19 protein-coding genes are annotated in these 21,983 nt (G+C 69.4%); 11 read left to right on the top strand and 8 right to left on the bottom strand.

Annotated elements, in window-relative coordinates; genetic code table 11:
* Window positions 1–262 precede the first annotated feature (262 nt).
* From IG98_RS0131390 to IG98_RS0131370, 5 genes are all read left to right on the top strand, one after another.
* On the top strand, window positions 263–1,567 hold the full coding sequence (locus IG98_RS0131390) for an ABC transporter substrate-binding protein (protein ID WP_030920395.1): 1,305 nt from the start codon (window positions 263–265) through the stop codon (window positions 1,565–1,567).
* A 101-nt stretch (window positions 1,568–1,668) separates the two neighbouring features.
* Window positions 1,669–2,643, top strand: a complete 975-nt coding sequence (locus tag IG98_RS0131385) for a carbohydrate ABC transporter permease (protein WP_030920392.1) — start codon at window positions 1,669–1,671, stop codon at window positions 2,641–2,643.
* Window positions 2,640–3,491 carry a carbohydrate ABC transporter permease gene (locus IG98_RS0131380; protein WP_030920390.1) on the top strand — a complete coding sequence of 284 codons (852 nt, stop codon included), beginning with the start codon at window positions 2,640–2,642 and terminating at the stop codon, window positions 3,489–3,491. Before IG98_RS0131385 ends, IG98_RS0131380 begins: the two co-directional genes overlap by 4 nt.
* Window positions 3,488–4,906 carry a GH1 family beta-glucosidase gene (locus tag IG98_RS0131375; protein ID WP_030920388.1) on the top strand — a complete coding sequence of 473 codons (1,419 nt, stop codon included), beginning with the start codon at window positions 3,488–3,490 and terminating at the stop codon, window positions 4,904–4,906. Before IG98_RS0131380 ends, IG98_RS0131375 begins: the two co-directional genes overlap by 4 nt.
* Before the next feature lie 9 nt (window positions 4,907–4,915).
* The gene (locus tag IG98_RS0131370; RefSeq protein ID WP_030920384.1) at window positions 4,916–5,911 is read left to right on the top strand and encodes a LacI family DNA-binding transcriptional regulator; all 996 of its coding nucleotides are present in this window, start codon (window positions 4,916–4,918) and stop codon (window positions 5,909–5,911) included.
* Here the strand turns inward: IG98_RS0131370 and IG98_RS0131365 are convergent.
* Both IG98_RS0131365 and IG98_RS0131360 read right to left on the bottom strand, forming a co-directional pair.
* Window positions 5,895–6,893: a LacI family DNA-binding transcriptional regulator gene (locus IG98_RS0131365; RefSeq protein ID WP_030920382.1), complete on the bottom strand. Its 999-nt coding sequence runs from the start codon at window positions 6,891–6,893 to the stop codon at window positions 5,895–5,897. The genes IG98_RS0131370 and IG98_RS0131365 overlap by 17 nt on opposite strands.
* Entirely contained in the window at window positions 6,890–8,269 is a 1,380-nt protein-coding gene (locus IG98_RS0131360) for a GH1 family beta-glucosidase (RefSeq protein WP_051753213.1), read from the bottom strand. Before IG98_RS0131360 ends, IG98_RS0131365 begins: the two co-directional genes overlap by 4 nt.
* Before the next feature lie 193 nt (window positions 8,270–8,462).
* On the opposite strand from IG98_RS0131360, the gene IG98_RS0131355 reads away from it, so the two are divergent.
* The 3 genes from IG98_RS0131355 (at window position 8,463) to IG98_RS0131345 (ending at window position 11,872) form a co-directional block, all read left to right on the top strand.
* Window positions 8,463–9,818 carry an ABC transporter substrate-binding protein gene (locus IG98_RS0131355; protein ID WP_030920376.1) on the top strand — a complete coding sequence of 452 codons (1,356 nt, stop codon included), beginning with the start codon at window positions 8,463–8,465 and terminating at the stop codon, window positions 9,816–9,818.
* An 82-nt stretch (window positions 9,819–9,900) separates the two neighbouring features.
* Window positions 9,901–10,875, top strand: coding sequence for a carbohydrate ABC transporter permease (locus IG98_RS0131350; RefSeq protein ID WP_030920373.1), 975 nt, complete (start codon window positions 9,901–9,903; stop codon window positions 10,873–10,875).
* A gap of 46 nt (window positions 10,876–10,921) precedes the next feature.
* Window positions 10,922–11,872: a carbohydrate ABC transporter permease gene (locus tag IG98_RS0131345; RefSeq protein ID WP_051753212.1), complete on the top strand. Its 951-nt coding sequence runs from the start codon at window positions 10,922–10,924 to the stop codon at window positions 11,870–11,872.
* Window positions 11,873–12,017: 145 nt separating this feature from the next.
* On the opposite strand, the gene IG98_RS51015 is transcribed toward IG98_RS0131345, so the two are convergent.
* The 3 genes from IG98_RS51015 to IG98_RS0131325 form a co-directional block, all read right to left on the bottom strand.
* The gene (locus IG98_RS51015; RefSeq protein ID WP_157594616.1) at window positions 12,018–12,305 is read right to left on the bottom strand and encodes a hypothetical protein; all 288 of its coding nucleotides are present in this window, start codon (window positions 12,303–12,305) and stop codon (window positions 12,018–12,020) included.
* 345 nt (window positions 12,306–12,650) lie between these two features.
* On the bottom strand, window positions 12,651–13,556 hold the full coding sequence (locus IG98_RS54410; RefSeq protein ID WP_063766320.1) for a YflT domain-containing protein: 906 nt from the start codon (window positions 13,554–13,556) through the stop codon (window positions 12,651–12,653).
* A 204-nt stretch (window positions 13,557–13,760) separates the two neighbouring features.
* On the bottom strand, window positions 13,761–15,200 hold the full coding sequence (locus IG98_RS0131325) for a GuaB1 family IMP dehydrogenase-related protein (RefSeq protein WP_030920363.1): 1,440 nt from the start codon (window positions 15,198–15,200) through the stop codon (window positions 13,761–13,763).
* Between the two features lie 135 nt (window positions 15,201–15,335).
* Here IG98_RS0131325 and IG98_RS0131320 point away from each other — a divergent pair, with 135 nt between their 5' ends.
* Window positions 15,336–15,803: a GyrI-like domain-containing protein gene (locus IG98_RS0131320; RefSeq protein ID WP_030920360.1), complete on the top strand. Its 468-nt coding sequence runs from the start codon at window positions 15,336–15,338 to the stop codon at window positions 15,801–15,803.
* A 65-nt stretch (window positions 15,804–15,868) separates the two neighbouring features.
* Here the strand turns inward: IG98_RS0131320 and IG98_RS0131315 are convergent, their stop codons facing one another.
* The 3 genes from IG98_RS0131315 to IG98_RS0131305 all read right to left on the bottom strand — a co-directional run bounded on the left by IG98_RS0131315 (window position 15,869) and on the right by IG98_RS0131305 (window position 19,092).
* Window positions 15,869–17,107 carry a cytochrome P450 gene (locus IG98_RS0131315; protein WP_051753211.1) on the bottom strand — a complete coding sequence of 413 codons (1,239 nt, stop codon included), beginning with the start codon at window positions 17,105–17,107 and terminating at the stop codon, window positions 15,869–15,871.
* Window positions 17,108–17,305: 198 nt separating this feature from the next.
* Window positions 17,306–17,959, bottom strand: coding sequence for a nitroreductase family protein (locus IG98_RS0131310; RefSeq protein WP_030920354.1), 654 nt, complete (start codon window positions 17,957–17,959; stop codon window positions 17,306–17,308).
* Window positions 17,959–19,092, bottom strand: a complete 1,134-nt coding sequence (locus IG98_RS0131305; RefSeq protein WP_030920352.1) for a CaiB/BaiF CoA transferase family protein — start codon at window positions 19,090–19,092, stop codon at window positions 17,959–17,961. Before IG98_RS0131305 ends, IG98_RS0131310 begins: the two co-directional genes overlap by 1 nt.
* 204 nt (window positions 19,093–19,296) lie before the next feature.
* Here IG98_RS0131305 and IG98_RS54405 point away from each other — a divergent pair, with 204 nt between their 5' ends.
* The gene (locus IG98_RS54405; RefSeq protein WP_169750217.1) at window positions 19,297–20,946 is read left to right on the top strand and encodes a serine/threonine-protein kinase; all 1,650 of its coding nucleotides are present in this window, start codon (window positions 19,297–19,299) and stop codon (window positions 20,944–20,946) included.
* A 1-nt stretch (window position 20,947) separates the two neighbouring features.
* A complete protein-coding gene (locus IG98_RS0131295) occupies window positions 20,948–21,928 on the top strand; it encodes an NAD(P)-dependent oxidoreductase (protein ID WP_030920347.1) in 981 nt (326 codons plus the stop codon).
* The last annotated feature ends 55 nt before the right edge of the window (window positions 21,929–21,983 follow it).

Here is a 21,983-nt window from a genome sequence, read left to right as displayed (position 1 = left end):
AGCGGCATCGCGGAACACGATGGAAACGCGACCTTAATGTGACCTTTTATTGTGGGAGCGCTCCATCCATCGCTAAATCTAACTCTTAAACATATCTGACCTGGGGAAATGTCTTAAAGTCTGGGAGAGCGCTCTCCGGGAAAAGCCGACTTCAGGCTCGGGTCGGCGTTCTAGGGGGCCGTTGACAGGTAACCCCGTTGGCCTCAATCTGCTCAGGGAGCGCTCTCTCCATGATCATTAATGAGGACCCTAGGAGGGTTCCATGCGTAAGTCACGCCACCGGTTCCTCGCCCCGATGGTCGCCGTCTCCGCCCTGGCCCTGGGCCTCACCGCCTGCGGCGGCGGCGACAGCGGCGGTACCACCGCGGACGGTGGGGCGGTCTCCCCGCCGGCTGAGAAGATCAAGCTGACCGTCGGGTTGTTCAGCGACTTCCACTTCGCGCCGCTGTACGAGGAGTTCAAGAAGACCCACCCCAACGTGGAGATCGTGGAGCGCCGCGCGCAGTTCAACGACCACCACACCAACCTCATCACGCAGCTCACCACCGGTGCGGGCGCCGCGGACGTGGTCGCGGTCGAGGGCGGCTACATCGGTGCCTTCACCCCCGTGCCCGACAAGTTCTACAACCTCAAGGAGTACGGTCTGGACTCGCGCCAGAGCGAGTACCTCGACTGGAAGTGGAAGCTGGGCGTCTCCAACGACGGTTCCTCGCTCATCGGGCTGGGCACCGACGTCGGCGGCCTGGCCATGTGCTACCGCCCCGACCTGTTCAAGAAGGCCGGCCTGCCCACGGACCGCGACGAGGTGTCTGCGCTCTGGCCCACCTGGGACGCCTACGTCGAGACGGGCAAGAAGTTCGTCGCGGCCAAGGTGGAGGGCGCCAAGTTCACCGACGGCCCCGGTGAGCACTTCCGTGCCATGGTCGAGCAGGCACCCATCGGGTTCTACGACGCCCAGTACAACATCGTCGCCGCCACCAACCCCGAAGTGCGCAAGGCGTTCGACACGGGCGTGAAGATGATCGACAACGGTCTCTCCGCCAACCTCGCCGCCTTCTCACCGCCGTGGAACACCGGAATCGCCAAGGGGACCTTCGCCACCATGGTCTGCCCGGCCTGGAAGACCGGCACGATCAAGGACCAGAAGCCCGGTGAGGGCACCTGGGACATCGCCGCGGTGCCCGGTGGCGGCGGCAACCAGGGCGGTACCCACCTGGTGCTGCCCAAGCAGGGCAGGCACCCCAAGGAGGCAGCGGAGCTGATCAACCTGCTGACCAGCAAGGAGAGCCAGATCAAGCTCTTCAAGGAGGCCAGCGCGCTGCCCTCGCTGCCCGCCCTGTACGACGACCCGGCGGTGTCCGAGTACGTCAACCCGTACTTCGGCAACGCGCCGATCGGCAAGATCTTCACCGACGCCGCCAAGGCGCTCAAGCCGCAGCCCGTCGGTCCCAAGGCCGGTGACGTGCTGAAGGCGATCGGCGACGGTCTCCAGCGGGTCGACCAGGGCAAGCAGAACCCCGAGGAAGCCTGGAAGCAGGCGATTGAGGACGTCGGCCGGATCAAGTAGCCGCCCCTTCGGCCGACTGGTCTCGCACCGGTCGGCCACCCGCCTGTCGTTCACATGAGTCGTACGCCGCTCTTCCCAACGAATCATCGAAAGGAGCTGCCATGGCCACTCGGGCACCCGATCGCCTGGCGGCGGTCCCACCGGGCAAGCCGACGGGACCTCGTCGCCGTCGCCTCCAACGCCACCTGGTCCACCGGCTCGACGTCAAAGGCTCGCCGTACGCGTATGTGGCCCCGTTCTTCCTGCTGTTCTCCGCCTTCGGGCTGTTCCCCCTGGCCTACACCGCCTGGGTGAGCCTGCACGAGTGGACGCTGCTCCGGGACGAGCACCCCTTCGTCGGTCTGGAGAACTTCAGGACGCTGCTCGCCGACGACTACTTCTGGAACGCCACCTTCAACACCCTGTCCATCGGGGTGCTGTCCACGGTTCCGCAACTGCTGCTGGCCATCTGGCTGGCCCACCTGCTGAACCGGCCGCTGCGCGCGCAGACCTTCTTCCGCATCACGCTGCTGCTGCCCAACGTGACCAGCGTGGTCGCGGTGGTGGTCATTTTCAGCCAGCTGTTCGGCCGCGACTTCGGCATGATCAACTGGATGCTGTCGCTGTTCGGCGTCGACGGTGTCGCCTGGAACGAGGGCGTGCTCACCTCCCACGCGGCCATCTCCACCATGATCATGTGGCGGTGGACCGGCTACAACGCCCTGATCTTCCTGGCGGCCATGCAGGCCGTGCCGCGTGAGCTGTACGAGGCGGCCACCATCGACGGCGCGAGCGACATGACCCAGCTCCGCAGGATCACCATCCCGATGATCAGGCCCACCATCGTCTTCGTCGTCATCACCTCGACGATCGGCGCCATGCAGATCCTCGCCGAGCCGCTGCTGTTCGGCTCCTACATGATCACCGGAGGGGTGGACCGGCAGTACCAGACGCTCTCGCTGTTCATCTACGAGAACTTCACCAAGCTCGACTTCGGCTACGCCTCGGCCATCTCCTGGATGATGTTCGTCTTCATCGTCCTGGTCGCCGGCGTCAACTACCTGATCACCCGCCGCGCGAAGGGAGGGCTGACGTGAACGCCCGCACCGCCGTCTCCGGAACCCGGAGCTCCGAGGCCGCCCGCAGGCTCACCTATCTCACGCTGGCGGCGGTGGCGTTCTTCTCCATGCTGCCGCTCTACTACAGCATCGTGGTGGCCTCCCGCGACAACGCGGCCCTGGCCGACGTCCCGCCGCCGCTGGTGCCCGGCGGCAACTTCTTCGCCAACGTCGCCCGCGTCTTCGACACCGTCCCCTTCGCCCTGGCGATGGTCAACTCCGTCCTGGTCTCCGGCTCCGTCGCGATCGCGGTGATGTTCTTCTCCACGCTGGCCGGGTTCGCCTTCGCCAAGCTGCGCTTCCGCGGCCGCAACGCCCTGCTCCTGCTCACCGTGGCGACCATGATGGTGCCGACCCAGCTCGGCATCATCCCGCTGTACATGCTGATGGTGAAGCTGCAGTGGACCGGCACCATGTACGCGCTGATCGTGCCCGCGCTCGTCAACGCGTTCGGCGTGTTCTTCATGACCCAGTACCTGTCCCGGGCGCTGCCGACCGAGCTGCTCGAGGCGGGCCGGGTCGACGGCTGCAGCACCTGGGGCCTGTTCTGGCACGTCGTGCTTCCGGCCGCCCGCCCGGCGGCGGCGGTGCTGGGCATGCTCACCTTCATGTCGGTCTGGAACGACTACTTCTGGCCGCTGGTCGTGCTGACCCCGGAGGATCCGACGGTGCAGGTCGCCCTGTCCACGCTGGCCAGCGGATACGTCAACGACTACGTGCTCGGCCTGGCGGGCACCACGCTCGGCACCCTGCCGCTGATGCTGGTGTTCGCTCTTCTCGGCAAACAGATCATCGGAGGAATCATGCAGGGAGCGGTGAAGGGATGACCGTCGTCGGCACTCGGGGGGCCACCCTTACGGAAGGGCGTGCGGACTTCCCCACCGGTTTCGTCTGGGGCGCGGCCACCGCGTCCTACCAGATCGAGGGGGCCGCGAAGGAGGACGGTCGCGGGCCCTCGATCTGGGACACCTTCTCGCGTACCCCGGGCAAGGTCGCCGGGGGCGACACCGGCGACGTGGCGTGCGACCACTACTTCCGGCACGCCGACGACGTCTCGCTGATGAGCGAGCTGGGCCTGGCGGCGTACCGGTTCTCGGTGGCCTGGCCCAGGGTCCAGCCGCACGGGAGCGGCCCTGTCAACGCGCGGGGCCTCGACTTCTACAGCCGCCTGGTGGACCGGCTGCTGGAGGCGGGCATCACGCCGTACGTCACCCTCTACCACTGGGATCTTCCGCAGGCGCTGGAGGGCGCGGGGGGTTGGCCCGAACGCGACACCGCCTACCGGTTCGCCGAGTACGCGGCGGCCGTGTACGCGTGGCTGGGGGATCGCGTCCACAACTGGACGACCCTCAACGAGCCGTGGGTGGCGGCCTTCCTCGGTTACGGCAACGGGGTGCACGCGCCTGGCAGGACCGACCCCGCGGCGGCCTTCCGCGCGGCCCACCACATGCTGCTGGGACACGGGCTGGCGGCACGGGCGCTCCGCGAGGCGGGCGCGCGGGAGATCTCGCTGGTCCTCAACCTGTCGCCGGTGATCACCCCGGCCCAGGTGGCCGATCCGGCGGCCGCGCCCTCGGAGGCGGACGCGGAGGCGGTCAGCCGGATCGACACCCTGCTGACCAGGCAGTTCATCGACCCGGCGGTACGCGGGGAGTATCCCGCCGAGTTCCTCGACATCGTCGGGCGCAACGGTGGCGTCGACCATATCCGGGACGGCGACCTGGCGATCATCAACCAGCCGATCGATCTGCTGGGTATCAACTACTACAACCCGTGCGTGGTGGAGTCGGATCCTGGCCGGGCGGCCGACGCGGCGTGGCCGGGCAGCGAGGACATCAGGTTCTGCCCGGCGGACGGTGTGCCGGCCACCGCGATGGGCTGGCCGATCGTGCCGAACGGGCTCTCCCGCCTGCTGGTGCGGCTCTCCGACGACTACCCGGAGGTCGGCCTGATCATCACCGAGAACGGCGCGGCGTTCGACGACGTCGTGGAGGACGGCCGCGTCCACGACGCGCGCAGGACCGGCTATCTGGACGGCCACCTGCGCGCGGTGCACGCCGCGATGGCGGACGGGGCGGACGTGCGTGGTTACCTGGTCTGGTCACTGCTGGATAATTTCGAATGGGCCGAGGGGTACCGGCGGAGGTTCGGGATCGTACATGTCGACTTCGCCACCCAGCGGCGCCTGCTCAAGGACAGCGCGCTCTGGTATCGCGAGGTCATCGCGCGCAACGGACTGTAGGGGAACAGGATGAAACGACCCACCCTGGAGGCGGTCGCCGCCCGTGCCGGGGTCTCCCGGTCGACAGTCTCCCGGGTGGTGAACGGCCAGACCACGGTCACCGCCGACATCCGAGAACTGGTCATGCGCGCGGTGAACGAGCTCGGCTACGTGCCCAACGGGGCGGCGCGGAACCTGGCGACCCAGCGGACCAACTCGGTCGCGCTGGTCGTCTCGGAGTCGCCGAACCGGGTGTTCTCCGACGACCCGATGTTCTCCACGGTCATCCGCTCGGCCAGCCTGGAACTGGAGGCCGTCAACAAGCAGGTCGTGCTGCTGCTGGCCGGGTCGCCGGAGAGCCACGCCCGGGTGGAGAACTACATAGCCGGCGGTCACGTCGACGGCGTCATGCTCGTGTCGAGCCACGGCGCCGACCCGCTGCCGGTCGCGCTCACCCGGCTGCGCGTCCCGGTCGTCTCCTATGGCAGGCCGGCCGTGCCGGTCGCGATGCCGTACGTCGACAACGACAACGTCGCCGGTGCCGCCACCGCCGTGCGGCACCTGCTGGAGCAGGGCAGGCGGCGCATCGCCACCATCGCCGGGCCGCTGGACATGATCGGCGGCCAGGACCGGCTGGCCGGGTACCGCGCCGTGCTGCGCGACTCCGACCGCCGCTCCATCATCGCGGTCGGCGACTTCACCCGGGAGTCCGGGGCGGTCGCGATGCGGCAGCTGCTCGCCGACGACCCGGAGCTCGACGCGGTCTTCGCCGCCAACGACCTGATGGCGATCGGTGCCATGCACGCGCTCCGTCAGGCGGGGCGGCAGATCCCCGGGGACGTCGCGATCGTCGGTTACGACGACATAGAGGCCGCCCGCTACACCGACCCGCCGCTCACGACCATCCACACCCCGCACGCTGAGCAGGCCGCGGCCATGGTCCGTCTGCTGCTCGGCCTCCTCGACGGGGGACCCGCCGAAACCGTGATCGTCGCCACCGAGCTGGTCGTCAGGGCGTCGTCGTAGACCCCCGGACGACCAGCTCGGTGGGGAGCATCACCTGTGCCTTCTCCTCCAGGTCGAGCACCATGCGGGCGAGCCTCCGCCCCATCTCGACGGTCGGCTGCCTGACCGTGGTCAGCGGGGGCTCGGTGTAGGACGCGGCGGGTATGTCGTCGAAGCCGACGATCGCGACGTCGCCGGGGACCTGCCGCCCCGCCTGGCGCAGGGCCGTGAGTGCGCCCAGCGCCATCAGGTCGTTGGCCACGAACACCGCGTCGAGCTCCGGGTCGTCGGCGAGCAACTGCCGCATCGCCGAGGTACCCGACTCGCGGGTGAAGTCGCCGACCGCGACGATGGAGCGACGGTCGGAGTCACGCAGCACGGCGCGGTAGCCGTTGAGCCGGTCGATCCCGGCGATCATGTCCTGGGGTCCCGCGATGGTCGCGATCCGGCGGCGTCCCTGCTCCACCAGGTGCCGCACCGCGCGCTCGGCGCCGCCGACGTTGTCCATGTCCACGTACGGCAGGCTGCTGGGCACACTGGGCCGGCCGCTGCACACCACCGGGACGCCGCGTCTGGCGAGGATGCCGGGCAGCGGGTCGGTCCCGTGCATCGAGGCGATGATCACGCCGTCCACATGGCCGTTGGTGGCGTAGCGCTCGACCCGCTGGTAACCGCCGGCCAGGCCGGTGAGCATCAGCACGAGCTGCTTGTCGGCCTCCTCGATCTCCATACTGACTCCCCGGATGATCCCGGAGAAGGTGGGGTCCTCGGAGAAGACCCGGGTCGCCGGTTCGGGGAAGACGAGGGCGATGGAGTCGGCCCGCTGGGTGACCAGGCTCCGCGCCGCCTGGTTGGGCACGTAGCCCAGTTCGTCCACGGCGCGGTTGACCGCCTCGCGGATCTCCGGCGCCACGCGTGTGGAGCCGTTGACCACGCGTGAGGCGGTCGCCCGGGACACACCGGCCCGGGCGGCCACCTTCTCCAGGGTTGGACGGGCCCTCACAGTCCGTTCCGGCGTACTACCTTGCTGTACCACAGGGCGCTGTCCTTGGGGGTACGGCGTTGGGTTCCGTAATCGACATGTACGACGCCAAAGCGTTTGCGGTAGCCTTCGGCCCACTCGAAGTTGTCCAGCAGGGACCAGACGAGGTAGCCGCGTAGGTCCGCACCGCCTTCGATGGCCGCGTGCGCCGCGCGCAGGTGCCCGTCGAGATAGGAGAGGCGGCCGACGTCGTGCACCTCGCCGTCCTCGACGACGTCGTCGTAGGCGGCGCCGTTCTCGGTGATGATCAGTGGGGTGCCCGGATAGTCGCGCGAGAGCCGCAGGAGCAGATCGGTCAGGCCGAACGGCTGGACCGGCCAGCCCATCGCGGTCTTCGGCGCGTCGGCGAGGCCGAAGGCGATGCCCTCGCTGCCCGGGTAGACGGGGTTGGCGGGCTCGCCGGTGCGGGCGGCCACGGTCTGCGGGTGGTAGTAGTTCACGCCCAGCAGGTCGATCGGCTGGCTGATGGTCTCCAGGTCCCCGTCTCGCACGAAGGACCAGTCGGTGAAACGGCGGGCCCGTTCCACGACGTCGGCGGGATACTCGCCGCGGAGCACCGGGTCCAGGAAGATCCGGTTCTGCAGGCCGTCGACGAGCTCGGTCGCCGCGACGTCGTCGCCGAGTACGGGGGCGAGGTTGAGCGTGATGCCGACCTTGGTGGCGCCCGAGGCGCGCAGGGCCTGGACGGCCAGGCCGTGGCCGAGCAGCAGGTGGTGGGTGGCGGCGAAGCCCAGCGCGGGTTCGGCGAGACCGGGAGCGTGGATGCCCGAGGCGTACCCGAGGAAGGCCGAGCACCAGGGCTCGTTCAGGGTGGTCCAGGTCTCGACCCGGTCACCCAGCCGGCCGTGCGCGATCGCGGCGTAGTCGGCGAAGTGCGCGGCGGTCTCCCTGTTGGTCCAGCCACCGAGATCCTCCAGGGTCTGCGGAAGGTCCCAGTGGTAGAGCGTCACGATCGGGGTGATGCCCGCGCCGAGGAGTTCGTCGACGAGGCGGTCGTAGAAGTCCAGACCGCGCGGGTTCACCGGGCCCGAGCCGTCGGGCTGCAGGCGGGGCCAGGAGATGGAGAAGCGGTAGGCCGCGAGGCCGAGGTCGCGCATGATGGCGATGTCCTCGGGATAGCGGTGGTAGTGGTCGCACGCGACGTCACCGGTGTGGCCCGAGTAGACCTTGCCAGGGGTCCGGGAGAAGGTGTCCCAGATCGAGGGCCCCCTGCCGTCGTCCCGGGCGGCGCCCTCGATCTGGTAGGCCGCGGTCGCGGCACCCCAGACGAAGCCCTCGGGAAACCTCAGCACGCCGGAGTCCCGAAGGTCGTAGGACTTTTCGGCGGACATGGTCATGTCCTCACCGTCCCATTCTGTGTGGCTGTTTCGTGAGAGCGCTCTCACGAGCATCACGGTACCGCACGGATCGTGTCAAGAAAAATGAGACTGTAACTGTAATATCACAGTTCTTGACATTGAGTGGTGTGCGGACAATTCTTCCAGAGAGCGCTCTCTCACTCCCCGGCAATGTACATATGGAGGAAGGTCCATGTCGCTCCTCTCTCGGCCCAATCGTGCCGTCCTGGTGGCGGGCACCATAGGGCTGGCGCTGGTCGCCACCGCATGCGGATCCCCGGAGGCCAAGCCATCGGCGGGCGGCAGCAGCAGCACGTCCCCCGAATGCGCCGCCTTCAGCCAGTACGGTAAGCACGAGGGCAAGACCGTCAGCATCTACTCGCCGATCCGCGACGCGGAGGCCGACCTCTTCGAGCAGGCATGGAAGCCGTTCGCCCAGTGCACCGGCATCAAGATCACATATGAGGGCACCGGTGAGTTCGAGGCCCAGATCCAGGTCCGCGCGGACGGCGGCAACCCCCCCGACATCGCCTTCTTCCCCCAGCCGGGGCTGTTGGAGCGCTTCGCCAAGGCCGGCAAGCTCAAGCCCGCCTCCGAAGAGGTCAAGAAACTCACCGCCGAGGGCTGGTCTGCGGACTGGGCCAAGTACGCCACGGTCGACGGCACCTTCTACGGCGCTCCGCTGGGCGCCAGCGTGAAGTCCTTCGTGTGGTACTCGCCGAAGATGTTCACCGAGAAGGGCTGGGCCGTCCCCAAGACCTGGGACGAGCTCATGACGCTCAGCACCACGATCGCCGGCACCGGCATCAAGCCGTGGTGCGCGGGCATCGAGTCCGGTGACGCGACCGGCTGGCCGGCCACCGACTGGATCGAGGACATCCTGCTCCGGGAGATCGGCCCGGAGGGCTACGACGACTGGGTGGCCCACAAGCTGCCGTTCAACGACCCCAAGGTCGTCGCGGCGGTGGACAAGGTCGGCGCGATCCTCAAGAACGACAAGTTCGTCAACGGCGGCTACGGTCCGGTCAAGTCGATCGCCAGCACCGCCTTCCAGGAGGGCGGCGTTCCGATCACCCAGGGCAAGTGCGCCCTGCACCGCCAGGCGTCCTTCTACGCCAACTTCTGGCCCGAGGGCACCAAGGTCGCCGAGGACGGCGACGTGTTCGCCTTCTACCTGCCGGGCAACGACCCGGCCAAGAAGCCGGTGCTCGGCGCGGGTGAGTTCGTGGCGGCCTTCGCCGACCGCCCCGAGGTCCAGACCGTCCAGGCATACCTCGCCTCCGCGGAGTTCCCCACCGCCCGGATGAAGCTGGGCACCTACGTCACCGCCCGCAAGGGCGTCGACCCGGCCAACGCCCAGAACCCGATCGACAAGCTCTCCATGGAGATGCTGCAGGACCCGAGCACGATCTTCCGCTTCGACGGCTCGGACCTGATGCCGGCCGCGGTGGGCGCGGGCACGTTCTGGAAGGGCATGACCGACTGGATCAACGGCAAGGACACCAAGACGGTCCTCGACTACATCGATGCCTCCTGGCCCAAGTCCTGACATAACTCGATAGGTCCGGTCCCGCGTGGTGCGGGACCGGACCGTCGTTCCCCCCGGCCCGATCCTCCCGGGAGATCCTCCGATGGACTTCGACTTCGCCGCCGAACTGCCCAAACTCGTCCAACTGCTGATCGGCGTCGCCGCGTTCCTCGTGGTGGTCGCGGTGATACTGGTGCTGGTCGACCGCGCCCCGATGCGACGGCGCGCCTGGACCCACGCCACCATCCTGCTGCTGCCCGCACTCCTGCTTCTCACCATCGGCCTGGTCATTCCGGCCGTAAGGACCACCCTGCTGTCGTTCATGAGCGGTGACGGCAAGCAGTGGGTGGGCATGGACAACTACGGCTGGATGTTCACCCAGCCGGAAGCGGTGACCGTACTGCGCAACACCCTCATCTGGGTGCTGCTCGTCCCGCTGCTGGTGACCGCGATCGGCCTGGTCTACGCCGTCCTGGTGGACCGCACCCGCTTCGAGTCGCTCGCCAAGTCGCTGGTCTTCCTGCCGATGGCGATCTCCTTCGTCGGCGCGGGCATCATCTGGCGCTTCGTCTACGCCTACCGCGCCGAGGAGCAGGACCAGATCGGTCTGCTCAACCAGCTCGTGGTCGCCGTCGGCGGCGAGCCGCAGCAGTGGCTCCAGGAACCCCCGCTCAACACACTCTTCCTGATCGTGGTCATGGTCTGGATCCAGGCGGGCTTCGCCACCGTGGTGCTCTCGGCGGCCATCAAGGGCATCCCCGCCGAGATCGTCGAGGCCGCCAAACTGGACGGGGCGACCCCGCTGCAGATGTTCTTCAGGGTGACGCTGCCGTCCATCCGCTCGGCCATCGTGGTCGTGATGGTCACCCAGTCGATCGGCACGCTCAAACTGTTCGACATCGTCCGCACCATGACCGGCGGCCAGTTCGACACCAGCGTCATCGCCAACGAGATGTACAACCAGGCCTTCAGGTACGGCGAGACGGGCAAGGGCGCGGCCCTCGCGGTCTTCCTGTTCGTACTGGTCACCCCGATCGTGATCTACCAGATCCGCCAGCGCAGGGAGGCCCTGAGGTGACCGGGCGATCAGGCTGCGCGAGCACGCCCCGGATGGAGGAGGCCACGTGGCCACGTTGACCCAGACCGCGGTGCGGACCCGGGCGGAGAACGCGCCGCAACGCGTACGGCGGCGGCTGAGCGGCCGGGTCGCCAGTGCCGTCGCGATCGTCATCGCCGTCCTGTGGACCACCCCGACCTTCGGCCTGCTGCTCTCCTCGCTGCGCCCGGAGGACCAGATCAAGTCCACCGGCTGGTGGACGTTCTTCTCCGATCCGCAGCTCACGCTGGAGAACTACCAGCAGGTCCTGTTCGGCACCTCCTCGTCGTCCGGCCAGATGATGAGCTTCCTGATCAACTCGGTGGTCATCACGATCCCGTCGGTGCTCTTCCCGCTGGCGCTGGCCACCTTCGCGGCGTACGCGCTGGCCTGGCTGCCGTTCCGCGGGCGCGAGTGGATCTACATCGGCATCTTCGCGCTGCAGATCGTGCCGCTGCAGATGTCACTCGTGCCGCTGCTGTCGTTCTTCTCCGAGGGCGTGGCCGTCTTCGGCGTCCAACTGCTGCCCGCCTGGGACCTGGAGGGGCCGGCCCGTTTCATCCAGGTCTGGTTCGCCCACACCTGCTTCGCGCTGCCGCTGGGCGTCTTCCTGCTGCACAACTTCATGTCCGAGCTCCCCGGCGAGCTCATGGAGGCGGCCAGGGTGGACGGGGCCAGCCACGGGAAGGTGCTGCGCACGATCGTCCTGCCGCTGGTCGGTCCCGCGCTGGCCACCTTCGCCATCTTCCAGTTCCTCTGGGTCTGGAACGACCTGCTGGTGGCCCTGATCTTCGCCGGTGGTACCCCGGACAGCGCGCCGATGACGGTGCGGCTGGCGCAGATGGCCGGCACCAGGGGCAACGAGTGGCAGCGCCTGACCTCGGGCGCGTTCGTCTCGCTGGTCATCCCGCTGATCGTCTTCCTGTCGATGCAGCGCTACTTCGTCCGTGGCCTGCTCGCCGGCAGTGTCAAGGGCTGAACCGGCCCCGGGCGCTCCTCGATCCGGGTGTTCACACACGCTGTGAACACCCGGGTGAAGAGGGCGAGACACCCTGGACATTTCCGACAAATCTGGAAAATGCCCTATTGTGTCGCAGGTTCTCTTCGGGGTTTCGTGCCCGGGGTCAGCGAACGGGCTTCCATCGCCATCTGATGTCCCCGCTGGCCTTTATGCAGTTATATTTCTTGTTCGTCACCTTCGCGTATCCGTACTTGCCGTGCGCGGCCGCGGGGCAGAACGCGCCCGGTGTGATGCATCGCCAGACCTGACCGTCGCGTCGGTAGGTGCATCCGGCAGCCGGGGTCGCGACGGGCGCGGAGACCGTGGTGGCGGCGTGGACGGCACTGACCGCGGTCGGCGCGATCATGGCGCTGCCGACCAGGGCGGCGACGGCGAGTAAACGTCTCAACAAGCAGGGCTCCTGAAAAAAGGGGAATGTGGCGCTTGTGAGACGGTTAAAGCAAAGAGCTGGTTGACCGGAAAATCAGGCTTTGTTGGGACGCTCTCGCTGGGAATCCACATCGCTATGCTTAGCGAGGTAATTGTCGGTTTTGTCCGGCAGTTGAATCGCTTCCCCGCTGTGGTTCCGGCGTTCGAAACGGTCAGGGATCGGCCGTCGCCCACTTTCGTCCGAGGGAGGCGAGAAGCGGGAGCGAAGGGGGCGCGTTCGGATTCCCGGAGGATCTCCGGGGCGAAGGACGATGTGCCACGCGCCTCCCCGGTACGCCCCGGGCGCCTGGGGCGTACCGGGTGTGCTTCAGGAGCGGGGCGGCTCCGGCGCGGTCGGCCGGGTGTCGGGAGAGGTCACCTTCGAGGGGACCTGGTGTTCCGTGGCGTTCGGCCGCAGCGGGGCGGGCCGGTCCTCGGTGCCCGGCGGCGTGGCGGCGGGGGTGTCCGAGGCGGGGGCGTCAGGGGCGGGGGTGTCAGGGGCGGGGGTGACCGGCCTGGCCGGCGGCGGAGTCGAGGTGGCCGGGCGCGCGGAGAGACCGGGGGTGACCGGCTGCGGGGGGAGGTCGGAGGTGACCGGGCGGCCGGAGAGGCCGGGGGCGGTCGGCTGCGGGGGGATGTCGGTGGTGAGCGGCTGCGCGGGGGTGGCATGGCCGGGGGCGGTGGTCTGCGCGGCGGCGGGGTCGTACATACCGGCCGACGGCGGGACCTCCACGACGACGGTGTCGGCCGGACCGGGGAGCGACGACTCCAGGATGGCGCGGGCGTGGTCCAGGTGCGAGGCCGTGACCAGCACGTCGTAGCGGCCGGCGACGATCGCGCTGCGCGAGGCGAAGTCCCGCTTGCCGCGGGTGAAGACGTGGTTGATGAACCCGAACGCGGCGCCCATCACGGCGCCCCACAGGGCGGCCCAGAGCACGAGCACGATGAACGACAGTGTGGTCGAGGTGAACAGTCCGAGGAACATCCCGACCACGGCGCCGAAGGCCGCGCCGCTGCCCGCTCCGGTGAGCGCGGCCCGGCCGTTGGTCACCCTGCCGGTGACGGTCTCCTCAAGTTTCAGGTCGCTGCCGACGATCGCCACGTTCTCGACGGGGAATCCCGCGTCGGAGAGACCGTCCACGGTTCGCTGCGCCGCGAGGTAGTTGTCGTAGCCTGCCAGGACCTTCCGGTCCACCACGACCTGCGTGTCCAGGCCGGTGGGCGTCTCGTTCATGGGTGCTCGCCTTTCGGGGGTGGGGACGACTCGACGGTCTGACTACCCCGTGGTGGCGACAGGATGCGCGCCCGCATCGGCATCTTGCCGCAGGGGACTCCAGGCGGTGGCCGCGTGGTGCGGGGTGGACGGTGGTGACCGGTGAGGGCGTCCCGGGAGGGGTGGGCGCCGCGGGGACGGTGGCGCCTCACCCCGGTGGGTGAACTACCAGCTCTGGTGGAGCGGCATGCCCTCGGTGTAGCCGGACGCGCTCTGCACACCGACCACCGCGCGCTCGTGGAACTCCTCCAGGGTGGAGGCGCCCGCGTAGGTGCACGAGGAGCGCAGGCCGGCCACGATGGCGTCGATCTGGTCCTCGACGCTGGGCATGGCCGGGTCGAGATACATCCTGGAGGTGGAGATGCCCTCCTCGAACAGTGCCTTGCGGGCCCGCTCGAAGGGGGAGTCCTCGGCGGTGCGCAGCATCACCGCGCGGGCCGAGGCCATCCCGAAGTTCTCCTTGTACTTGCGCCCGTCTGGAGCGGTACGGGTGTCGCCGGGCGACTCGTAGGTACCGGCGAACCAGGAGCCGATCATCACATTGGAGGCCCCGGCGGCCAGGGCCAGGGCCACGTCGCGGGGGTGGCGGACGCCGCCGTCGGCCCACACGTGGCGGCCCAGCCTGCGGGCCTCGGCGGAGCACTCCAGCACGGCGGAGAACTGCGGGCGGCCCACACCGGTCATCATCCGGGTGGTGCACATGGCCCCGGGGCCGACGCCGACCTTCAGGATGTCGGCTCCCGCGTCGACCAGGTCGCGCACGCCCTCGGCGGTGACGACGTTGCCCGCCGCGACGGGTACGCCGGGGTCGAGCGCGCGGACCGCCCGCAGGGCGCTGATCATCTTCTCCTGGTGGCCGTGGGCGGTGTCCACCACCAGGCAGTCCACCCCGGCGTCGAGGATCTCCTTGGCCCTGGCGGCCACGTCGCCGTTGACGCCGACGGCCGCGGCGACGCGGAGCCTGCCCGAGGCGTCGACCGCGGGCTGGTACAGGGTGGCGCGCAGCGCGCCGGTCCTGGTCAGGATGCCGACCAGTCGGCCGTCGCCGTCCACGACCGGGGCGAGCCGGTGGCGGCCCTCATGGAGGCGGTCGAAGACCTCGCGCGGGTCGAGCCCGGCGGGCAGGGTGAGCAGGTTGTCGGACATCACCCGGGAGAGCTGCGTGTACATGTCCACGCCGGAACAGTCGCCCTCGGTGACCACGCCGACCGGGCGGTTCTCCCAGTCGACGACGATGATCGCGCCGTGGGCCCGTTTGGGCAGCAGGTTGAGCGCCTCGCCGACGGTGTCGTGCGGAGTGAGCGTCAGCGGTGTGTCGTGGACCAGGTCGCGCTTTTTGACCCAGTCGACGACACCTGCGACCACGTCGATGGGGATGTCCTGCGGGATCACGGTGATGCCGCCCCGGCGCGCGACGGTCTCGGCCATCCGCTTTCCCGCCACGGCTGTCATGTTGGCGACCACGATGGGGATGGTGGTCCCGGTGCCGTCCCTGCTGGAGAGATCGACGGCGAGCCGTGAGCCGACGGAGGAGAGCGACGGCACCATGAACACGTCGCTGTAGGTCAGGTCGTAGGCCGGTACCGACTCATTAAGAAATTTCACGTTATTCCACCTTATCCCGCGAATTGCCAGAGGTGAACGTTCCCCCTTTCCGTGCTCTCCAAGAGGATCCAGCAGGTCGGAGCGGAGGCTAAGATCCGGTTTGCGTGAATAAGTAGGTGGCCATGAGGAGGCGTTGTGATCCTGGTTGATCGGCCCGAGATGCTCGTAGTAGGCCATGCCGTACGAACATCGAACGCCGACGAGGCGGAGCCGGGTCGGGGGAGGCTCCGCGCGCTGTGGGCGAGGGCGGGAGCCCCCGGAGCCTTCGCGCACGTGCCGGGACGGGTCGACGAGAAGATCTACGCCGTGCTCACCGACTACGAGAGCGACCACAACGGCGCCTACACCCAGATCGTCGGGGTCGCCGTGCGCAGTGCCGCGGCGCTGCCCGAGGGCATGGTGGCGGTACGGGTGCCGGGGGTGCCCTCGCTGAAGCTTGAGGCCAGGGGGCCGATGCCGGACGCGCTGACCGAGGAGTGGCAGCGGCTGTGGAAGCACACCGAGTCGGGAGGAACCCCGCCGAGGGCCTTCACCACCGATGTGGAGGTGCACCACCCCGGGGGCGCGGACATCTACGCGGCGGTCCTGTCCCCGATGCGCTGAGCGCCCCGGCGCGCCGGGGCAGGTTCAGGACGGCGGGGAAGGAGTCGGCCCCCGGGGGTGCGCGTTCAGCGGGGTTCCAGGACGATCGGGAAGGAGGTGACCCCCCGGACGAAGGCGTTGGGCAGGATGCGCGGGCCCCGCTCGTCCGCCCGGGCGGCCGAACCGACCCGGCGGACGAACTCCTCGAAGAAGATCCGCAGTTCCAGCCGGGCCAGTGCCGCCCCCAGGCAGAAGTGGGTGCCGAGACCGAAGGCGATGTGGCCGCCGCCGGGACGGGTCACGTCGAAGACGTCCGGGTCCGTGAAGACCGAGGGGTCCCGGTTGGCGGAGCCGTACATCAGCAGGACCTGGCCGCCCGCGGGGATCCGCCGGCCGTGCAGGACCGTGTCGCGGGTGGCGCTCCGGCACATGTTGAGGATCGGGGTGGTCCAGCGGATGAACTCCTCGACGGCGTTTCCGATCAGCGAGGGGTCCTCGCGCAGCATCCGCCACTGCTCGGGGTGGTCGATCAGCGCGCCGATGGCGGTGGCGATGACGGTCCTGGTGGTCTCGGCGCCGCCGTCGAGCAGCAGCAGCGCCTCGTTGGCCAGGTGGTCGTCGTCGTAGCCGGCCTCCTGGCTCCAGATCGACGTCAGGTCGTCGCGCGGGCAGCCGCGCCGCTCGGCGGCCAGTTCCAGGACGGCGGTGGCGAACTCCACGGCGGCGACGGCGGCCTCATGAGTGACATAGCGCAGGCCGCCCCCGGCCGCGACCGTCGTCTCCGACCAGTGCACCAGCTGCGGCCAGCGTTCCTCGGGGAAGCCGAGCAGCCAGCCGATCATCCGGCCCGGCAGCGGCGCGGCCAGCGCGGGCACGGCGTCCACGGCACGCCTCTCCAGCGCCTCGTCGATGAGTTCGGTGACGACGGCGCGTATCCGGCCGGCGTACCGCTCCGCCACGTGGCGCGGGGTGAAGCGCCGGTAGACCAGGCGTCGGCGTTCGGCGTGCTCCGGGTCATCCATCCCGATCATCGACGGGTCGCTGGGGAGCTGCGGCCGGTAGCCGCCCGTGTTGGACCACAGTTTCGGATCGCGCTCGATCGCCGAGATGTCGGCGTGCCGGGAGACGCCCCACAGTGCGTTCTCCGCGTCGTGATAGACCGGCGCGTGCTCGCGCAGCCAGGCGTACACCGGCCCCGGATCACCGGCGTACATGTCGCCGTCGAGCAGGTCGATCCCGGCGGCACCGGGGGGCTCGGGAGACGCGGGCGCCGCCGCGACGCGGCGCCCGATCTCCTGGCCCACCTCTGAGAACGGACTGGTCATCGAAGATCCCTCCCGAGCCCTTCGAGGCGTCCGGGGAGGGAGGCGGGGCCACCGGCGTCCGCCGCGGCGTGAATGGCGTGATCAAGCATGGTCAGCTCCGGGACATCGGGTGATTGTGCCGAGCCGCCCGATCGGTCGCGCCAACGCGTCCGGGCGAAATCGTGCCGTCTTCGGATGGGCGGCCCGCGCCGCCGGGGCTCAGTCCTCCGGCCTCCACAGGGGTTCGGAAATCTCGAAGCCCACGTCCTGGCCCCATTGGTTGCGGTAGCTCACCTCGTGTACCGGGCGGCGGGGCGCGACGCCCCATCGTCCGGTCGGGTAGCCGAAGGTGACCGTGGCGGCCAGGGTCCAGCCCTTGCCCTCGGGCACACCGAGCACCCGCAGTGTCTCCTCCGCGTGAAAAAGGCCGAGCACGCTGGTCAGTGCGCTGCCCACACCGTGGGCGCGGGCGGCCAGCTGCGCGTTCCACACCGCGGGGAAGATAGAGCCGCCGGACGGGTCGTTGCGGTTGAAGGCGAACAGGAGCAGCGGATAGCCCTCGAAGTGGTCGGCCAGGTGCTTCGCCGAGTTCAGGACGTTGAGCGTCCGGGTGTCGCCCTCGGCCTCGGCTCTCTCCCGCATCGGACGGTAGTGGCCCTCGAAGAGCTGTCCGAGCGCGTTCCGGTAGAGCGGCCCGAGCCGCTCCTTCACCGCGAGGTCGTCGACCAGCAGGAAGCGCCAGCTCTGTACGTTGCCGCCGCTGGGCGCGCGGACCGCGGCGTCCAGGATGCTTCGCTGGACCTCCTCGGGGATCGGGTCCGGCTTGACCCGGCGCATCGCCCTGGTCGTGTAGAGAGCCTCGAAGACGTCCATCAGGCCAGCACCCCCGCTTCGCGCAGTTCGGCCGCGGCCTCGTCGGACAGGCCCCAGGAGGTCAGATCCGCCAGCCGGGTGGCGGGGGAGAGGTCCTGCTCCTCCACCCCGAGCAGGCGCGGCGCGGGGGCGGGCTGCCGGATGCCGCCGACCTCGACGAACGTGCCCCTGGCCTTGTTGTGCGGATGCTCGGCGGCCTCGCCCACCTCCAGGACGGGGGAGACGCACGCGTCGGAGCCGTCGAAGACCGCCTCCCACTCGGCGCGAGTTTTTGATCGGAAGGCCTCGGCCAGCCGCTCGCGAAGCGCCGGCCACTGCTTTCTGTCATTGCGGTCGGGCAGGTCCTCAAGCCCCATCAGTTTGACCATCTCCGCCCAGAACTGCGGTTCCAGCGGGCCGACGGCCAGATGCCGGCCGTCGGCGGTCTCGTAGGTGTCGTACATCGGCGCTCCGGTGTCGAGCAGGTTCGTGCCGCGCGGGCCCCAGAAACCGGTCTGCACGCCGTGGTAGAACATCGCGAACAATGTCGCCGCGCCGTCCACCATGGCGGCGTCGATCACCCGGCCCTCGCCGGTCCGCTCCCGCTCGATCAGCGCGAGCAGCACGCCGTACGCGAGCATGAGGCCGCCCCCGGCGAAGTCGCCGAGGATGTTGATCGGCGGGGTGGGACGCTCACCCTCGCGGCCGAGCATCGACAGCACGCCGGAGATGGCGATGTAGTCGATGTCGTGCCCGGCGGTCGGCGCGAGCGGGCCGTCCTGGCCCCAGCCGGTCATCCGCCCGTAGACCAGGCGCGGGTTGATCGCGTGCAGGTCGTCGGGGCCGATGCCGAGGCGTTCGGCGACCCCGGGCCGGAAGACCTCGATGACCACGTCGGCATGGCGGGCCAGCTCCTTGAACGCGGCCACTCCCTCGGGGGACTTCAGATCCAGGCCGACCGTTCTCTTGCCACGGTCCATCACGTCGGCGCGTGGGCCGTCCCCCGCCTTGGCGACGACGCTCGCGCGCTCGACGCGCAGCACCTCGGCCCCATGGTCGGCGAGCATCATCCCGGCGAACGGCCCGGGAGCCAGCCCCGCCAGTTCGAGCACGCGGACTCCGGCCAACGGGCCCTTCCTGGTCACGCGCTCCATCGATATTCTCCTCAGATGCGGTATCGACTCTAGTTCGGCACGGCGTACGCAAGCAAGCGCTTGGTGTGATACGCGGCCGTTCCCTCCGCCCAAGTAGAACAACATTCGGCTTTCTGTGGCAAGACACATCGCGAGTAGCCGCGTGGCGCCCGCGCGCGTATGGGAAACTTGCGCCTTCGCCGAATGGGACCTAGGGGTTTTGCGATGACATATCCGCACAGTGAACGGGTGGTCGCTGGGCGCTATCGGCTGTTGCGGGAACTCGGCAGGGGCGGCATGGGCGTCGTCTGGGAGGGCTACGACACCCTCCTCAACCGCTCGGTCGCGGTCAAGGAGGTGCTCCTGCCGCCCAACCTCTCCCCGGCCGAGCACCAGCTCCAGCTGACCCGTACCTCCCGCGAGGCCAGGACCGCGGCCCGGCTCAACCACCAGAGCATCGTGGCGATCTACGATGTGGCGGAGCAGGACGGTCGCCCCTGGATCATCATGGAGCTGGTCAGGGCCCGCGGGCTGGACGAGGTCGGTCTGCTGCCGGTGCGCCAGGTCGCCGACATCGGCCGTCAGGTCCTCTCGGCCCTGCGCGCGGCACACGAGGCCGGAATCCTGCACCGCGACGTCAAACCCAGCAACATCCTGCTGGAGGCCGACGGCCGTGCGGTGCTCTCCGACTTCGGCATCGCCACCATCGAGGGCGACACCTCGCTGACCCAGACCGGCATGGTGACGGGCTCGCCGAGCTTCCTGCCGCCCGAGCGCGCCACCGGCACCGACGCGGGCCCCTGGTCCGACCTGTGGGCGCTCGGCGCCACCCTCTACGCGGCACTGGTCGGGCACGGTCCCTTCGAGCGCCGAGACGCCATCGCCACCCTTGGTGCGCTCCTCACCGAGGAGCCCGACTTCGGCAGGGTGCCCCTGGAGATGCGCGCGGTGCTCACCGGCATGCTCCAGCGCGAGCCCGCCCACCGGCTGACCGCCCAGCAGGCCGACGCCATGTTGGCGGAGGTCCTTGACGACCCGTCGGCCGCGGCCCGGCGCACCGGAGAGAGCGCGATCCACCGTACGGCACGGACCGCTGAGAATCCGCGTGGCACCGGGAAGTGGGACAGGCGCGAGACCGAGACCTCACCCGCGTCCGGCCGCCGGCGCGGCGGGGGGCGGAGCGGCGGCCGGATCCCACTGGTCCTGGCGGCGGTCGTGCTGCTGGCCGCCGGTGGCGCCGTCGCGGCCGTGGCGATGTCACAGTCGGAGTCGCAGCCGGTGGCGCGCGCCGAGCCCGCCCCCGCGCAGGCGACACCCGAACCGGTGGAGGAGACCAGGTCCCGGACGCCCAGCCCGAGTCCCACCCCCACTCCCACCAGGACCAGAACGGTGGTGCCCACCGGAGGGTTGAAGGTGTGGCGGGCCCGTCCGCCGGAGAACTGGTCCATCAACTATCCGGCCGGCTGGAACGGCGACTGGGCGGCCGAGACGGGCTACACCCAGTGGCTGCGCAGGGACGGGGCCGCCCACCTGTCGGTGGAGGTGCTGGAGGCGAACGCCGACGGTCTGGTCTCCCTCCAGGAGACCGTCAAGGAGAACGTGGCCCAGTGGAGCGAGATCCACTCCGAGGACACGGCGAAGATCCCCCTGGCCTACGGCTCCGGACTTCAGTGGGAGTTCACCTGGAGCATGAAGGACAACGGCGGAGCCCCCTGGGCCACGGCCGGGGTGACCTACCACGAGGTGCAGCGTTTCATCGAGGTGGGCGATACGGTGATGCTGCTCAGCTGGACCACCCACGACAACGACTGGGACGCCCAGCGGTCCCTCATGAACCGAGTGTTCGGCAGTTTCCACCCCCGCGGAGGCGAGTGACATGACCTGGAAGGTGCTCGCGCTGCCACCGCTCCCCGAGGGGGCGGTACGCAACCTGCTCGGCTCGCTGGGTGACCGGGTCGCGGTGTCGGTCCCCGCGGCCCGTGACCGGGAGTCGCTGCTCGCCGCGCTCGGCGAGGCCGAGATCGTGGTGGGCGACTGGAGCGGCGAGCTCGTCCTGGACGCCGAGGCGGTCAGGTCCGCCCCGAACCTGGCGTTCGTGCAGCAGCCGTCGGTGGGCGTGGACGGCCACGACCTCGCCGCGCTCGCCGAGGCCGGTGTGCCGCTGGCCAACACCGCGGGGGTGAGCGCGACAGGGGTGGCCGAGTGGTGCTTCGCGGCCGCGCTCGCCCTGTCACGGCGGCTGATGGAGGCCGACGCCGCGGTCCGCGCCGGCCGCTGGCCGCAGCTGGATCTCGGGCCCACCGAACTGTACGGCTCGCGCGTCGGCATCGTCGGGTTCGGCCCGATCGGCGAGACCTGCGCGCGGATGTTCGCCGCTCACGGGTGCGAGGTCTCCTACTGGACGCGCACGCCACGCGAGGTGCCCTACACCTACCGGGGGCTCGCCGAGCTGGTCGCGAGCTCCCAGGTCCTCGTCCTGGTCATCCCGCTGGTGGAGGGGACCAGGAGGCTGATCGACCCGTCCCTGATGCCCGCGGGCTCGCTGCTCGTCAACGCGGCCCGGGGGCAGGTGGTCGACTCGGCGGCGCTGCTGTCGGCCCTGGAGTCGGGGCACCTGGGCGGCGCCGCGCTCGACGTGTTCGACACCGAGCCGCTGCCACCGGACGACCCGCTGCGGAACAGCCCCAGGGTCCTGCTCTCGCCGCATGTGGCGGGGGTGACCCCGCAGTCGACCGGCCGCCTGATCCGGTGCGTGCTGGACAACCTGGAGGCTGCGATCGGCGGTCGCCCGGTGACGAACGTGGTCAACGGAGTCGATCCGGTGGTCGGTCGCAGGTTCCTGGAAGGACAGTCGTAGAGTTTTCCAGTGTTTAACGCGCCCCGCCTGGCTCCGGAGACATCCGAGATATAAC

The sequence above is a fragment of the Streptosporangium amethystogenes genome, from assembly GCF_000721075.1.
Classification (GTDB): Bacteria; Actinomycetota; Actinomycetes; order Streptosporangiales; family Streptosporangiaceae; genus Streptosporangium; species Streptosporangium amethystogenes.
This window is presented reverse-complemented; position numbering and strand designations above follow the sequence as displayed.